This is a genomic window from Ralstonia sp. RL, from assembly GCF_001683835.1.
Taxonomy (GTDB): domain Bacteria; phylum Pseudomonadota; class Gammaproteobacteria; order Burkholderiales; family Burkholderiaceae; genus Ralstonia; species Ralstonia mannitolilytica.
The window spans coordinates 179,445-193,111 of the sequence record NZ_LWRX01000001.1 but is presented as its reverse complement, the minus strand read 5'-3'; the positions used below and the strand labels follow the sequence as shown (position 1 = coordinate 193,111).

Sequence of the window (13,667 nt, the reverse complement as noted above, 5' to 3'; positions counted from 1 at the left end):
AGAGATTTCTGCGTCTTCACAGGATGACCGGCTTGCCGGGCAACCTCTGCTCGCGCCGGTCGCGCGCCGGGAAATGCTGCGTCAGGCGCAGCGTGATGGATCGTATCCCGTCGATCACACCGCGCTCATATTCGGCGCGCCGACACGCGGCTTCCATCTGGCTGCAGATCGCCTGCCATCCTTGAGCACCAACCCGCGCGTGAATGCCACGGTCGGCAACGATCTCGACACTGCGGTCCGCCAGCAATAGATAAATCAGGACGCCGTTGTTCTGCTCTGTGTCCCACACACGCAGTTGCGAAAAGACTTCAAGAGCCCGTTCCCGCGCCGTCACCCCCTTCCATAGCGCAGAGAAGCTCAACGCGCCTTCCACGGCAAAGCACAGATGCCCGACATGGGACGACTCGCTTTGAGCGATCGCTTGCCCGATGGCCCGCATCGCCTTGCGCGGGAACGCTCGCCTGACGCGCCAGTGCGTCGTCAGTAGATGGGAAAGAATTCGCTTGATGTTTTCCATCACCATTTTCCCGAGGCACCACCACCACCGAAACCACCGCCGCCTCCACCGAAACCGCCGCTGCCACCGCCGAAACCGCCGCTGCCACCGCCGAATCCCCCGCGGCCCGAGCGTGAGCCTGTAGACCAAGAGCCTCCGTGCCCAACCATGCCCGGACCCAATAGCGTATAGATGAGCGCGATCACTCCCGCCGTAAACGCGACAAAAATGGCGCCCGAAAGCAACCAAGCGACTAGGGCGACGGCGCCGCCCGCTGCAACCGCCCCCGGAAAACGGCCAAGGAAGTCTCGCAGCGCGCCGCCAAACACCAACGTCAACACCAGAATGACAGGCATATAGGACCGAACGGATACGCCTCCGTCGCGCGTCGACCGTGAGGGGGGCGGCAGTGCTTCACCCTCAATCACGGCTTGCATACTCTGAACACCGTCTTTCACGCCGCCATAAAAATCGCCAGTCTTGAACCGCGGCGAGATGACTTCGCTAATGATGCGCTTGCTTGTCGCATCGGTTAGGACACCTTCCAACCCGTACCCGACTTCAATGCGAAGTGTGCGGTCGTCTTTAGCGATGATCAGCAGTGCGCCGTCGTCGACGCGCTTTCGCCCCAACTTCCATTGCTCGACCACGCGCAGCGAATACTGTTCGATGGCTTCGGGCAGTGTGCTGGGCACGATCAGTACAGCGATCTGCACGCCCTTTTTGTTTTCGAAGGCTTGCAGCGTCTGTTCTAGCTCTGCTAGTTGCCCAGGCGTGAGTGTGCCGGTCTGGTCAGTCACCCGCGCCGTCAAGGGTGGCACGGCAACTTCGGCAACCGCCCCAAAAGAGACGAGCGCAGCCGCTGCCACAAGCAAGCCACGCGCGATTTTGAGGAGGTTCACTTGGAGCTCCCCGGCGCACTGGCGGACGGCGAACCGAATTCCACCTGGGGCGGCTTGGCAATGGCCGTCTCGTTGGCAACGGTGAAATTGGGCTTCTCCTGATAGCCGAAGGCCTTCGCGGTCAGATTCGATGGAAATGAGCGCACGGTCACGTTGTAGCTCTGTACCGATTGGATGTACCGATTTCGTGCAATGGTGATCCGGTTCTCGGTCCCCTCAAGCTGTGCTTGCAGATCGCGAAACCCAGCATCTGCCTTCAACTGCGGGTAGTTCTCCGACACGGCAAGGAGTCGGGACAGCGATCCGGTCAACTGCTGCTGCGCCGACTGGAATCGGGCAAACGCCTGCGGATCATTGAGCAACGCAGGCGAGGCTTGGATGGCGCCGACACGCGCGCGAGCCTCAGTCACCTCCGTCAACACCTCTTTCTCATGACTTGCGTAACCCTTGACCGTGTTGACCAGGTTCGGTACCAGGTCGGCGCGCCGCTGGTATTGGTTCACGACTTCAGACCAGCCTGCCTTGACCTGTTCATCCTGCGCTTGAATGGTGTTATAGCCGCACCCCGAGAGGCTGATTGCCAAAATTACCGCAACAACGACTGACCATGCTGCTCGCATCAGACACCTCCATTTTCGAGATTCTTAGCCCCGGAGGCATGGGAACACCGCGCATGGGCCAACCATGCCGTTCCTGCCACACAAGAGCCCATGCCGCTCCGGGTGTCCTGTTTCCATGCTAGTCACTCGGGCGGCGAATTTGTTGATGTCGCTCAAGGCCCACAATCGCGACCCCCGAGGGGACGGTCTTAATACCAAACTGGACTGCCAGTGAATAGAATGACCCAATCGGATTTGGGCAGGAGCGTCTTATCATGCGGACTGTCGGCGAAATTGCACTCTCCATCTCGACCACGTCGACGCTGGAAGCCACACAAACCGAAATTGCCGAGCACAAGGGCTTCGGCCATCCGGACAGCCTGTGCGATGGCGCCGTCGAGGCGGCAGCCTGCGCCCTATCCCGAGCCTATCTGCAAGCATACGGAGCGATTCAGCACTTCAACCTGGATAAGGCGCTGTTAATCGGAGGCATCAGCCAGCCACGGTTCGGCGGCGGCAAAGTTCTGCGTCCCGCGCGGCTGATCGTCTGCGGCCCCGTGACCGAGTTGCCGTCGGCTTCGGCCACGTCACTCGTCGAGCAATCCATCCGCGAATACCTGGTGGCAACCTTGGGAAAGGCAGGCAATGACATCGGCATCGAGCTTGTTTTGAGGCCTTCGGCGCCGAATCTTCAGCGTGTTATCCAGCAGGCGGCGCTTCCGCTGGCCAACGACACCTCCTTCGGCGTCGGGTACGCACCCCGCTCCCGACTCGAAGACACGGTCCTTTGCGCTGCGCGCGTCCTGCGCTCCAACGAATTTCGCAGCGCCTTTGATGCGGCTGGGGCGGATTTTAAGATCATGGGGCACCGGCTGGGCGCGCACTTCGGCCTTACCGTGGCGCTCGCACTCGTCGACCGAGACGTGGGAAGTATTGAAGACTATTTCACACTCAAGGGCCGATTGGCAGCGTACCTGGCTGGGTGTCTGCCGACGGCGTGCCATATCGGGATCAACACCCTGGATGACCCAGCTACGCTTGACGAGAGCGGAATTTACCTGACCGTGACCGGGTTAAGTGCGGAGCACGGCGACGATGGCGAGGTCGGCCGCGGCAATCGCGTCAACGGCTTGATCACGCCGTACCGCCCGATGTCATTGGAAGCGGCAGCGGGAAAGAATCCGGCCGCGCATGTCGGCAAGCTCTACAACGTGCTGGCACATCGATTGGCGGCGAGCATTCATGCCGACATCGAAGGCGTGGATGAAGTGACGGTCAGGCTGCTCTCGGCAATCGGCCACCCGGTCGACCAGCCTCAGTTGGTGGCGATCGACCTTGCAGCGGCGGGTGGGTTCTCCGCTGCGCGGCAGCGGCAAGTTCGCGAGCTGACCGCGCAGCATTTGGCGGCGCTTCCAGCGCTGATACGGGAGTTGGCCACGGGTGCCATCGCCGTCTTTTAGCGGAGCGCTGCATCGTTGCTTTCGAGGCCCCATTGCTTGTAGCGGCGCCTCTAGAACTTTCCTGATCGCAGGATCGCAACCGCCCAAGCGAGGCCCATCACGCTGGCGACGACGAAACCCAGAAGCCCCAGCACTGGAATGCCCGCATAGTGCGGACCGCTGTGGAACGCCATGACGATTGAGGAGCCAATCACGACGCTCGCAATAATCAAGCTCAAGCTCAGCCGGTTGCTTGCACGGTCGATATGCGCTTCCAATCCTTGCAACTGGTCGTGTTTGATATGCAGCGTCGCCTTACCGCTGCTGAGCGCCTCCACCGTGCGGTTCAGAATGTCGGGCAGCAAGGCGGCGGCGTGATGCAGCGCGCGCAAGGTGCGGAATCCCCTGCTGAACTCGGTCTGTACATTCGCCCCCTGCAATAGTTTGCGGCCGAGCAAATGCGGCGCATATTCCCGCAAGGACGCGAGTGCGTTGAAGTCCGGGGCGAGCGTCAACGCTTGCGATTCGACCAGCATGAACGCTTTCGAGACCAGCAGAAACTGGCGCGGCAGTTTGATCCGATGGCGCTGGCTGAGCAGCGCAAACTGGCGGACAATTTCGCCGAACGAATAGCCTTTCCCGGCGGCTTCGTAGTATGCGTCAAGTGCCTGCGAAGCATCGCGGGTAAATGCCTCACGATCCACCCCCTCGGTCGCCACCCCCATCTCGAAATAGGCATCCACCATCCATGACACCTCGCCGGAACTGACGGCGAGAATCAACTGGGCCAAGGCTTCCTGATCATAGGCGGACAGCCGTCCCATGATGCCAAAGTCATGAAAGCAAAGCCGGCCGTCCTCCAGCAAAAATACGTTGCCCGGATGCGGGTCGCCGTGAAAGAAGCCGTCCTCGAAGACCTGCTTCAAGAACGATGCCATCAGCGCCTGCGCCACGCGCCGTCGGCTCTCCTGTTCGGACGACGGAATATGCGTAAGCTTCTTGCCGAAACTGCGCTCCATGGTCAAGACACGTCGGCTGGTCTGCTCCCAAAAGATGCGGGGCACGAAGACGTGCTTATCATCCTGCAAATTCTCCCTCAGGAGATCGCCGTTGCGCGCCTCGACTTGATAGTCCAATTCTTCGTTGATGAGCCGGGCAAACTCTTCCACCAGATCGCCCGGGCCAAATCGGCGACTCTCCGGCACATACCGCTCCAGTTGACGGGCCAAGAAGCGCATGATCCTGACATCGGCATGAATGATGGGCTCGATGCCGGGGCGCTGCACCTTGACCACCACGCTGGTGCCGTCAATCAACTGCGCCGTATGGACCTGGCCGATCGACGCGGCAGCCAGGGGCGTCTCATCGAAACTGGTGAACAACGCGTGAACGGATTTGCCCAGTTCACGCTCGACAATCTCACGCGCCTGCTCGCCAGGGAAAACAGCGACATCATCCTGGAGCCGTTGCAGCTCCTCGATATAGACCTCCGGCAACATATCGCGCCGCAGGCTCAGAAGCTGGCCAAACTTGACGAACGCGGGCCCCAGCCCTTCGAGCGTAGCTCTCAGCCGCTTTGCATCCTGATCGGTCGCTTGCACCGCCTCAACTGAAGCTTCGAGTGCGTCACGGCCAATCCGTAGCCGCTCCACATAATGCGCCCACCCTGCCCCGGCCAATGCGCGCAGGATGTACAAGAGCCGTGGCAGTTCAGCGGGCACCCGCTCGCGCACCGCTGGTTCGGGATTCGCATGCGTTATGACGCCCATGTTCCTTCTCCTCGTTGCCCACCTTCCCCATTGCCGCGCCATGCACGCATCCGAGCCCAGCTTTCCGGACGTCGACAGCCGGCAAGCACTATCGTTTTAGAAGAACCACTGTATCTGCGTGTAGTAGATGTGATGGAAATGTCCAAACTCACTGCCACTGCTGCCCATAAAGAACTGGGCGCCGATCTGCCAGTCGAGATTCGTCTTGATCGAATAGGTCAGCAGGGGCGAAACGAAACGGCTATGGTCGTCCAAATTGACCACCACATAGCCCTCCCACTTGAGCAGCGGCGTGATTTCGTAGCTCATGTAGCCACCAGCATAGTGCTTGGCAACGCTGCGAATCTTGCCGGTCAACAGCAACGTGAAATCGTACGCGGCGGCATTGGTCGTGCCGGCGCCGTTGTAGTAGAGCTCGGCGCTAAGCGTGAGCGTGTTCGCAAACGCATAATCGAGCGCGAGAACGGCACGTTGATAGGTCGAGCCAGTCTTGGCACGCACTTGCGTGAACTCACCACGAATGCCCGCCGTGCCGATCTGCCCCGCGAGATCGAAGCCGGCGACCTGCTCATTGCCGAAGCGCCCGCCGACAATGGAATAGTCCACGCCATGCGTGTTGGCGTGCCAATTGAATGCCGCGCTGGAGTCCGCGCCACCGTGCCCCGGCGCGTACACAGCGCTGATGCGGGAGATGGGCCCCAGCTTGTGCTCGGCCAGCACCGCGTCGACACCCACGCGCTCCTCGCGCTCGATGGCAGTCGGGTTCAGGGGGTTCAGCAGGTCGAGCGGGCTCCAGAAACGGCCCGTTCCCCATGCGATGCGCTGCCGCCCGATGCGCACATCGGTGTCGCCCGATGACAGGGTGACGTTGCCGCGATACAGCCGGTGCTGGCCGTAGTACGAGCCGCCACGCAGGTAATTGCCGTCGAGATCCAGGTACTGATCCGGCGCGAGACTGCTCTGGCTTGCGAACTGTGCGGTGTGCAGGTAGCTGCCGAACAGCAATTCGTTGTCGTACTGCAGATCCACGGCGACGTGCTCGGAGAGCTTGCCCTGCAACTGCAGCCGCAGGCGATTGAGATCGAGCAGATAGCGTTGCCCGCCGGGCACGATGGTTTCCGATTCCTCCAGCAAGCTCTTGTAGTAACCGGAAAATTTCAACCCGGACTGCGACGTCTCCTGCGCCGAGGCTCCGAAGGCCAGAGCCGCCAGAAGTCCGAACGGCACGGCTTGCTTAAACATGGCGTATCGCTTGCACTGGATCGAGCCGCGCCGCCTTGGCCGCGGGATAGAGCGAAACCAGCACGCCGGCAATCAACAGCGCAATACCCGGCGGGACCACCGTCGCACCGAAAATGCGCGGATAAACGATGCCGGTCAACCCGGGGATGGCGGAATATCCGGCGAAGAAGCTCGACAGGTCCATACCGGCATGCCCAAGATACAGCACCAGCGCAATGCCGGCGCCATACCCGACGGCAGACGCGATCAACAGCAAGGCGATGGACTCATATACGACCATGCGCCTCAAGGCGGCGGGCGACGTGCCAAGCGCCAGCATCACGCCAAACTCGCGCGTGCGCTCGGTGACGGCCATGAACACGGTATTGATGACCGACGTGGTAATCACCAGAAGCAGCACCGCCAGGATGATACTGCTCACCACGCGCAGGAGCCGGACCATGTCTTCGAGCTGCGGCAAGAGTTCCTGCCACGGTATCAGCGTCACGTCGGTGCCACCGATACGCGCGCGTAGCAGGGCAACGGCAGCGGACACGTGCGCGCGATCCTCCAGCCGGACATTGATGGTGGAAACGCGTGAACCGAGCGCAAGCAACGACTGCGCCGCTGGCAGCGTGACAAAAGCAAATGCGCCATCGAAACTGGCACTTTCCGTCGAGAAAATGCCCCCCACCCCGTAGGCTGCCGTGCCGAGCTCGCCGTTGGCGGCCTGGGCCATGACGACGATCTTCTCGCCCAGGCGGACACCGAGCTTGTCGGCGAGCCTGCGGCCAATCATGACTTCGCGATCGGCGCCAGGTATGAGCGCCCGTCCCTGGACAACCGTGCGGGAAATGAACGTGACCTTAGCCTCCGCCACCGGATCGATGCCGATGAGCATGATGCCTTCGGATTTCGAGGCCGTGCTGGCCAACGCCTGGACCTGGGTGCGCGGCGCAGCCGCAATCACGCCAGGCGTGCCCCGGACGGCTTGCAGCAGCGAGACGGCATCGTCGATGGCAAGCTCGGGGGCATAATCCTTGCGAAAGCCCTTGCGTTCGACCTGGATGTGCCCCGTCAGATAACGCGTGGAGTTCTCGATCGTCTGGTCGAAGAATCCGTCGAAAAACCCCAGGATGAAGACAAAGCCCACGATGCCGAAGGCAGCGCCTGCGGCCATGAGGGCCGTGCGGCGTGGATTGCGCAGCAGGTTGCGCAGTGCGAGCAGCACGAACACCGGCAAGCGGGAATCGCCCGTGTTTCGTGACGACACCCGCATGGCAGCGGGTAGCCCGCGAATCGCCTCGATGGGCCGCAACTGCACGGCCTTGGCAGCGGGATACAGTGCCGCCAGCCCGGCAATGACGAAGACCGCCACTGACAGCACGACGCCACGCTCGGCGCTCACCACCGGATAGACGACGTCGGACAGCCCGGGCATCGTGCGCAGCCCGGCTTCAAAACCGTGCAGATGGATACCCGCGCGCGCGAAATACGCCGTCACTGTCCAGCCGACGGCGTTGCCGACGATCAGGCCAACGATGCCCAGAAGGATCGATTCATACAGGACCAGCCGAAGCACGCGCGTGCGGCTCATGCCGACGGCAAGCATGATGCCGAATTCGCGCGTGCGCTCCATCACGGACATCAGCACAGGATTCGCCACCGCGAAGACGACCACCACGAAGAACACCAACAGCACCACGTAGGTCGTGACCTCGTGAAAGCGCGAACTGACCGCTACCATCGGTAGCAGCCGTGGCCACCCCACGACTTCGTAACGATCTCCCAGGCGCTCGGCGAGCCCCGCGCTGACCGGCTCCAGGCGCGAGCGCTCGCGCAGCCGCAGGGCGATGGCGGTGGCGCCACCGGGCGCGGAGAGAAACTCCCGCACAACAGGCAGCGGCATCACGGCGACGTAGCCGTCGAGATCGTCGATCTTGCTGCGGAAGATGCCGCGCACCGGATACTTTCCGCTCGATATCGAGCCGTCGTAGCCCTGCCCCACGAACACGATGTTCTGCCCGGGCCGCACCGCGAGCGCTTCAGCAAGCATCTCCCCGATCAGCACGCCGGGCGCGCCGGTCGTCAGCGGCTGCCCGGCCACGATGGCGTCCGAGAGCATCGTCACCTGCGCCTCGTCTGCCGGCTCGACGCCGACGAGCATGAGGCCGCGCGACTTGTCGCCCCGGCTGGCCAGCGCTTTGGTTTCCAGGCGGATGCTGGCGGCTGCCACCCCAGCCTCGTTGCGCACGGCATGCAGGATGGGGGCCGAGTCTGGCATGGCGAGATCAAGGATCGGATCGTCGTGGTAGCCCTTGAGATGCACCTGCGCATCGCCGGCGAAATACCGCGTGGTGTTCTCGACCATCTCGCGGTTCATGCCAGCGGTGAATCCCCAGTTGAAGATCATCGCCGCTAGGCCGATGGCGATCGACGAGATGGTGATGGCGGAACGCCTGCGGTTGCGCAGCACATTGCGCACGGCGAGTGGCAGCAGCATCATGGCGGTCGGCGCTCATCGGCTTCGATCCGGCCGTCACGCAGGCGAATGACCCGCCGCGCGCGTTCGACCACCATCGGGTCGTGGGTGGAGAACACGAACGTCACGCCGCGCCGTTCATTCATGGCCTTCATCATGTCCATGAGCGCGGCGCCGGCTTTGGAATCCAGATTGGCGGTCGGCTCATCGGGCAGCACGATGATCGGCTCGGCCGCGATGGCGCGCGCCACCGCCACGCGCTGCTGCTGCCCACCGGAGAGTTGCTGCGGACGCCTGTGCTCCATCCCTTCCAATCCCAGTTCCTTGAGCAGCGTCATGGCGCGGTCCCGGCGCTGCATCTCTGGCACCCCCTGCAACAGCATCACGAATTCCACGTTTTCTAGCGCGGAAAGAACGGGAATCAGATTGAACTCCTGGAAGACGAAGCCGATCTTGCGCAAGCGGATGTCCGAAAGCGCGGCTTTACCCAGTGTCCCGATCTCGCTGCCGTCGACCCAGACATGGCCTTCGGTGGGTGAGTCCAAGCCACCGATCACGTTCAGGAGCGTTGTCTTGCCCGAGCCGGACGGCCCTACCAGCACCGCAAAGTCGCCTTTGCGGATTTCCAGATTGATATGCTGCAGCGCATGCACGACGCTGGCACCTTGCCGATACAGCCTGGAGACACCTACGAGCTTGACGACTGTATCGGCTGCAGCATTCATGGCTTTTGCAGATTGCGCTGCGTAAAGCGTTCGTCGTCAATCGGCTGGTCGTAGCGCGCGGCCTTGACGACGATCACGGTTGCGTGGCCTGGATCATTCACGGGGCGCATTTCCCATTTGGTCGGAATGGTGCGGCCACCCATCGGGCCAACGTCGGAGAACGTCAGGACCCGCACCAGTTCGTTGCGCTCGTTGTAGTAATACTGCTTGAGCGGAATCGTATCCGCTTGCCGAATCCAGTAGAGAATCTTTCCCCACACGACGGCGGCATCCGGCTTGGGAATCGATTCAATCACGTAAGACGCGGCGCCGTTCAGCACCTCCGTGCGGAGAACCCGATGCGTGTAGTCATCCACGGCGCTGCTTTGCTTGACCAAGTCGTCGTTGGTGAAGTCGGAGCCCATCCAGGGCTGCAGCATCATCGACGGCGGAATCTTGATGGTGCGCTCGATGTTGGGCAGGTAGTTCCACATCTCCGAGCCGATACGCAGCGACCCAATACCGGCCTCCTTGGCCGGCGCCAGAACGCGGATGAACGAGCGCCGCGGCCGCTCCATCCAGGCGCGCAGGTCAAGCGCGCGCTGCCAGCGCGGTGTGGTGATCGTCATCTGGAACTCGCCTTGCAGCGTCTTGCCCCACAGCAGGGTATCGACGCGATCGACGAGCGTGCGGCCGTCTGGTTCCTCAGCCCAAGCCCCACCCACCATGCATGCGGCAGCAAACGCCACAAGGCACGCGGACACCAGAGAGGGAATGGCCTTGCGAACCATGGTGCCATCCGGGCAGCTGAACGATTTCATGGCATCCGACTAGCCAGGACGGCCAGACCCTTGCCGTGGCCATTCGACAAATGCCAGCACCCAAAGCCCGATCAGGTTGAAGAATGGCACCAGCACCAGAATGGCCCAAAAAGGCGACAACCCGATCCGCATCAGGATTCGGCCGATGGGATACAGCAATACCACCGCCATGACGGCAAACGTGATCCAGTGAGCGAGACCATAGCCGGCCATGTCGAACCCGTGAACCATCATCGTGCACCTCCTCGTGAAACCCAAGGTGTAACCCCAAGCACAATTCACGTTACACCTTTATGGGCGGCATCGCTTTACCTGGATCAAGGCATATTCGATCCAATTGCGTAGCAGGTAATAGCTTACCCGTCGCCATTTCAGCCCCCATGTGCCAGAAACATGCACCTGAAGATCAAGCAACTGGAATGCATGACAGAAAAGTCACCTTCCGGTCAGCTTCCCATCGGGAAGCAGTTGGCAGACTGCCGATACCCCGCTCATGGAAACCATCCCCGCACCCACCGCCCCTGCCCAAGAGCATTGGGGCATGGCGTACGAGACCAAACATCCTGCTATTGGCTGGGTGAAATGAGACATGGAGCGCCGATCCGGCTTGACATGGATCAAGCCACGGTCGCTATCCAGCAGGAGTCAGTGCAATAGTGGCCCCTCATCACCCAGAATGGACTGCAAAACTGAACCGCCAACTTTTATCGCTAGGAGACACAACGTGAACCGCAAAACCATCCTTTCCGCACTGCTGCTTGCAACCGCCGCATCCATGTCGGCCGGCGTATTTGCCACGGACAACGACATGCCCATGGCATCCGAAGCCTCCGGCGCGCACAAAATGAAACCGCATTCGCACGTCGCCGAGAAAGCTGGCGCTTCCGCCGCCAGCGCGCCGGCGGCCGCCCCCGCCGAGGACACCAAGGGCAGGGACAAGTCCAAGCATTTCCATCCCGATACCAAGTAAGTCTGCGCGCGGGCTCAGAAAAGAGCCCGCGCTTCAATTCACCTGACCTGCGACAACGAAGTTCGGCCCGATGCGGCTAAGCTGGCCTACAAGGCCCATGCAGTTGCACCGCATGATTTGCAGCCCGTGTCCGCACTGTCTGGTGACGGACATCACGACTTTCACAGGAAGTGATGAGGTGGTGTGATGACAGACCGTACGGTACAGCGCAAACGACGTCCGGCCCGATCGGCGCCGGGTGTAGCAGCCCCGGCGCTGCGGTTGGTTAGCGAACCGGACCACCAGGCCGAGCCACAGCCGGCACCTGCCGAGCCCCCTCTTGAGCAAGGGTGGGACTACTGGGTGGATGTCACGCAGCGGTGGATTCTGTTCATCGATATCCTGCGGCAACGCGCCAACAATATGTTGGCCCATGAGGAGGCCGGCCTGCCGCCACCGCTGCATTTCGACTACGAATTGCTACTGGATGCGCGAACCTTCGAGCGCCCGGCCAACTATGCCCTGCTCCGTATCACGCGCTGTGGCACCGACCACCTGGAGCGACAGGTTCGGGCGGATGCAACCCCCGTCATCGTCATCGACCCGCGTGCCGGTCACGGACCGGGCATTGGGGGCTTCAAGCGCGATTCGGAAGTCGGCATGGCCCTCGCCGAAGGCCATCCTGTCTACTTTGTCAGCTTCTTCCCGGCCCCCTGCCGCGGACAGACCCTTGGCGACGTCCTGAACGCGCTTCGTACCTTCGTCGAGGAGGTCGCGCGACGGCATGACGGGCAGGCGCCGGTGCTCTACGGCAACTGCCAGGCCGGCTGGGAAGTGATGCTCCTGTCTGCCCACTGCTGCGAGCGCGTCGCCTGCCCTGCGGTGCTCAACGGCTCCCCGCTCTCGTACTGGTCCGGCGAAGCAGGCGTCAACCCGATGCGCCTGCTCGGGGCGTTCACCGGCGGCGTGTGGTCAGCAAACTTTCTTGCCGATCTGGGCAACGGCCGTTTTGACGGTGCATGGCTGGTACAGAACTTCGAGGCACTCAAGCCTGAGTCCGCGCTCTGGACCAAGCTCTACACTGTCTTCGCCGATCCGGATGGTGAAGGTGACCGGTTTTTGGAATTCGAGCGCTGGTGGAATGGCTTTTACTTTCTCAGCCGGGAAGAACTGGTCGCAACCATCCAGGATCTTTTTGTCGGCAACAAGTTGGAAACCGGCGAAGTGCATGTCGACGGTAAGTGCACGGTCGACTTACGGCGCATTTGCAAACCGATCGTCATCTTTGCCTCGTACGGCGACAACATCACGCCACCGCACCAGGCGCTCGGCTGGATTCCCGTCGTGTACGAAAGTACGGAAGCTCTGGTCGCCGCCGGCCAGCGAATCGTGTATCTCACCAACCCGCATGTCGGACACCTCGGCATTTTCGTCTCCGCAAGCGTGGCGCGTCACGAGCATCGCGCGATCCTGCAAAGCCTCGATGCGATTGAGGCGCTGCCGCCCGGCTTGTACGAGATGAAGCTGTCGGAACACTCCGATGCGCCGCCACAGAACAACTCCCAACGCGGGGTCACGTTTGAGCCGCGTCGCGTCGAAGACATTCAATTCCCATACCCGCGTGCCCTGTTCGAGCATGTGCGCGCCGTCTCGGAAATCAACGAACGGCTGTATGACCAGTTCTGGAGCCCAACCGTGCGCGCGCTGGCAACGCCGTGGAGCGCTGAATGGCTGAAATGGAGCCATCCGATGCGCTGGACGCGCTATGCATGGTCCGAGCGGTTCCAACCATGGCTGTTGCTCGTAGCCGCCATGGCTGCGGGCGTGAGGGCCTCCAGGCGAAAAGCCGGGGAAGACAATATCTGGCGCGCTTCGGAAGAAGCGCTTAGCGCCACGCTGACACACACACTTGAGACAGGTCGGTCAGTGCGCGACTTGGTGGCCGAGACGGCATTCCAGTGGCTTTACGGGCCATCTTGGCCCTACTCGTTTGCGCAGTCTTATATTCCGGCATCAGACCATCGTGACTGCGACGTTGGAGAAGCAACGGTTCGCCAAGCTTGCAGCGCTTGCGACACTGACGTGCGGTGAGGTTTCCGGCGACTCTTAGCTGCATATCCAATGGGCGGTTGTGATGATCCAGACATGGGCAATGGCCCAATCAACGGGCGCTCGAATTTGCCGGCCAAGCGCACTAGCAACGCGAGCCTCAGCGGGCAGCGCTTTCTCTTTGACCTAACTGGCCGTTGTGCGGCGACTAAAAGAAGGCGCCCGCCGCAAAGAAC

Annotated in this window: 12 protein-coding genes; 3 read left to right on the top strand and 9 right to left on the bottom strand. The window is 61.7% G+C overall.

What is annotated here, in order from left to right; translation table 11 throughout:
• Window positions 1-16 precede the first annotated feature (16 nt).
• Genes A6M56_RS00840 through A6M56_RS00830 form a run of 3 tightly spaced genes read right to left on the bottom strand, consistent with a single transcriptional unit; the run spans window position 17 to window position 2,018 of the window.
• Window positions 17-517 carry a TPM domain-containing protein gene (locus A6M56_RS00840; protein ID WP_004635178.1) on the bottom strand — a complete coding sequence of 167 codons (501 nt, stop codon included), beginning with the start codon at window positions 515-517 and terminating at the stop codon, window positions 17-19.
• Window positions 517-1,398 carry a TPM domain-containing protein gene (locus tag A6M56_RS00835; protein ID WP_004635180.1) on the bottom strand — a complete coding sequence of 294 codons (882 nt, stop codon included), beginning with the start codon at window positions 1,396-1,398 and terminating at the stop codon, window positions 517-519. Before A6M56_RS00835 ends, A6M56_RS00840 begins: the two co-directional genes overlap by 1 nt.
• The gene (locus A6M56_RS00830) at window positions 1,395-2,018 is read right to left on the bottom strand and encodes a LemA family protein (RefSeq protein ID WP_004635183.1); all 624 of its coding nucleotides are present in this window, start codon (window positions 2,016-2,018) and stop codon (window positions 1,395-1,397) included. Before A6M56_RS00830 ends, A6M56_RS00835 begins: the two co-directional genes overlap by 4 nt.
• 254 nt (window positions 2,019-2,272) lie before the next feature.
• On the opposite strand from A6M56_RS00830, the gene A6M56_RS00825 reads away from it, so the two are divergent.
• Window positions 2,273-3,457, top strand: a complete 1,185-nt coding sequence (locus tag A6M56_RS00825; protein WP_004635185.1) for a methionine adenosyltransferase — start codon at window positions 2,273-2,275, stop codon at window positions 3,455-3,457.
• Between the two features lie 50 nt (window positions 3,458-3,507).
• Here the strand turns inward: A6M56_RS00825 and A6M56_RS00820 are convergent, their stop codons facing one another.
• The 6 genes from A6M56_RS00820 to A6M56_RS00795 form a co-directional block, all read right to left on the bottom strand.
• Window positions 3,508-5,205 (bottom strand): ABC1 kinase family protein, encoded by a 1,698-nt coding sequence (locus A6M56_RS00820; RefSeq protein WP_004635187.1) that lies wholly within the window; start codon window positions 5,203-5,205, stop codon window positions 3,508-3,510.
• A 96-nt stretch (window positions 5,206-5,301) separates the two neighbouring features.
• On the bottom strand, window positions 5,302-6,447 hold the full coding sequence (locus A6M56_RS00815) for a hypothetical protein (protein ID WP_286757617.1): 1,146 nt from the start codon (window positions 6,445-6,447) through the stop codon (window positions 5,302-5,304).
• Complete coding sequence (locus tag A6M56_RS00810) at window positions 6,440-8,932, bottom strand: ABC transporter permease (RefSeq protein ID WP_004635192.1); 2,493 nt, start codon at window positions 8,930-8,932, stop codon at window positions 6,440-6,442. The genes A6M56_RS00815 and A6M56_RS00810 overlap by 8 nt, the downstream gene beginning before the upstream one ends.
• Complete coding sequence (locus A6M56_RS00805; protein ID WP_004635197.1) at window positions 8,929-9,633, bottom strand: ABC transporter ATP-binding protein; 705 nt, start codon at window positions 9,631-9,633, stop codon at window positions 8,929-8,931. Before A6M56_RS00805 ends, A6M56_RS00810 begins: the two co-directional genes overlap by 4 nt.
• A complete protein-coding gene (locus tag A6M56_RS00800; protein ID WP_004635198.1) occupies window positions 9,630-10,403 on the bottom strand; it encodes an outer membrane lipoprotein-sorting protein in 774 nt (257 codons plus the stop codon). Before A6M56_RS00800 ends, A6M56_RS00805 begins: the two co-directional genes overlap by 4 nt.
• Before the next feature lie 39 nt (window positions 10,404-10,442).
• Window positions 10,443-10,667 (bottom strand): hypothetical protein, encoded by a 225-nt coding sequence (locus A6M56_RS00795; protein WP_004635200.1) that lies wholly within the window; start codon window positions 10,665-10,667, stop codon window positions 10,443-10,445.
• 490 nt (window positions 10,668-11,157) lie between these two features.
• Here A6M56_RS00795 and A6M56_RS00790 point away from each other — a divergent pair, with 490 nt between their 5' ends.
• Window positions 11,158-11,403 (top strand): hypothetical protein, encoded by a 246-nt coding sequence (locus A6M56_RS00790; RefSeq protein WP_004635201.1) that lies wholly within the window; start codon window positions 11,158-11,160, stop codon window positions 11,401-11,403.
• Between the two features lie 186 nt (window positions 11,404-11,589).
• Window positions 11,590-13,473 carry a DUF3141 domain-containing protein gene (locus A6M56_RS00785; protein WP_004635203.1) on the top strand — a complete coding sequence of 628 codons (1,884 nt, stop codon included), beginning with the start codon at window positions 11,590-11,592 and terminating at the stop codon, window positions 13,471-13,473.
• Window positions 13,474-13,667 lie beyond the last annotated feature (194 nt).

Excerpts from the sequence above, each read along its gene's own strand:
- A6M56_RS00840 (WP_004635178.1), bottom strand. The coding sequence starts at position 517 with ATGGAAAACATCAAGCGAATTCTTTCCCATCTACTGACGACGCACTGG.
- A6M56_RS00830 (WP_004635183.1), bottom strand. The coding sequence starts at position 2,018 with ATGCGAGCAGCATGGTCAGTCGTTGTTGCGGTAATTTTGGCAATCAGC.
- A6M56_RS00825 (WP_004635185.1), top strand. The coding sequence starts at position 2,273 with ATGCGGACTGTCGGCGAAATTGCACTCTCCATCTCGACCACGTCGACG.
- A6M56_RS00820 (WP_004635187.1), bottom strand. The coding sequence starts at position 5,205 with ATGGGCGTCATAACGCATGCGAATCCCGAACCAGCGGTGCGCGAGCGG.
- A6M56_RS00815 (WP_286757617.1), bottom strand. The coding sequence starts at position 6,447 with ATGTTTAAGCAAGCCGTGCCGTTCGGACTTCTGGCGGCTCTGGCCTTC.
- A6M56_RS00810 (WP_004635192.1), bottom strand. The coding sequence starts at position 8,932 with ATGATGCTGCTGCCACTCGCCGTGCGCAATGTGCTGCGCAACCGCAGG.
- A6M56_RS00805 (WP_004635197.1), bottom strand. The coding sequence starts at position 9,633 with ATGAATGCTGCAGCCGATACAGTCGTCAAGCTCGTAGGTGTCTCCAGG.
- A6M56_RS00800 (WP_004635198.1), bottom strand. The coding sequence starts at position 10,403 with ATGGTTCGCAAGGCCATTCCCTCTCTGGTGTCCGCGTGCCTTGTGGCG.
- A6M56_RS00795 (WP_004635200.1), bottom strand. The coding sequence starts at position 10,667 with ATGATGGTTCACGGGTTCGACATGGCCGGCTATGGTCTCGCTCACTGG.
- A6M56_RS00785 (WP_004635203.1), top strand. The coding sequence starts at position 11,590 with ATGACAGACCGTACGGTACAGCGCAAACGACGTCCGGCCCGATCGGCG.